Here is a 950-nt window from a genome sequence, read left to right as displayed (position 1 = left end):
ACCCCGTACATTAAAGACAGACCCTATTGTTGCTTTGGCAGCAATAGGGTTTCTTATTTGATTACAGATCGCCCTCCCTTCTCGTTGAAAAATCCCCTCCCCCATTATTTTCTCATTTTAGGACCTTTCTGTATGTGATATAAGGATAATAATCTCACGTGGTGAAAAAATAAAAAGATGAATTTCATGGAAGTTTGTGCTTGGTAAAATACACTGTATTAGTTTTATGTGGGTTAGTTGTGCGGGTCAGAGAGGAGTTAAAGAAAAATCAAAAAAATATTTAAGATCGTTTTTTTCCCTACGATAATAGTTGTGCAATGCAAGGTGCAAACAATTTTATTTTAAACTAAACGGAGATAAGTTATGGCAAGTTTTGGAGATTTAAACAGAGTAAACACAAACATACAGTCGTTGGATTCCCAGCTGTCGTTGAACAGTATCAACAAGCAGATGTCGGAGAACCAGCTGAAGATGTCGACCGGTAAGCGGATTAACCGCGCGGAAGATGACTCGGCGGGCTTTTCGATTGCTACGAAGTTGCGCAGTCGTGTCGGTGGCCTCAACCAGGCGATGCAGAACGTGGGCGATGCGAAGTCGGTTCTCGATATTACTGAGTCTAGTTTCGGTAGTGTTATGGACAGTCTCGTAGAGATGAAGGGACTGGCCACACAGGCGGCCAATGATACCCTCGGCGAAGATGAGCGAGGTTTTATTGGTGAGCAGATTAAAGAGCTCGGCGCCGACATTAACGATATTGCTGACCAGACGGTCTTCCAGGGTTACGATCTGTTGAGTGGTGACGATACCACGGCGACCAAGTCCGGATCCTTAGAGCTGACCTTCCAGGTTGGTGAGCGTGAGGCTGATACCATTACGGCGGATCTGAAAGCCGTAAACGTCGGTGAACTCTTTGCTGACGGGACCAATACCGCCCAGTTGGGTAACTCCAG

1 protein-coding gene is annotated in these 950 nt (G+C 45.5%); it reads left to right on the top strand.

The genetic code is table 11. The features are described 5' to 3' along the window. Positions 1–363 precede the first annotated feature (363 nt). Positions 364–950 (top strand): flagellin (locus G3569_RS18225; RefSeq protein ID WP_205720293.1); only part of this gene is annotated, 587 nt, incomplete at its 3' end.

The sequence above is a fragment of the Fodinibius halophilus genome (assembly GCF_011059105.1).
In the GTDB taxonomy this organism is placed as follows: Bacteria; Bacteroidota; Rhodothermia; order Balneolales; family Balneolaceae; genus Fodinibius; species Fodinibius halophilus.
This window is presented reverse-complemented; position numbering and strand designations above follow the sequence as displayed.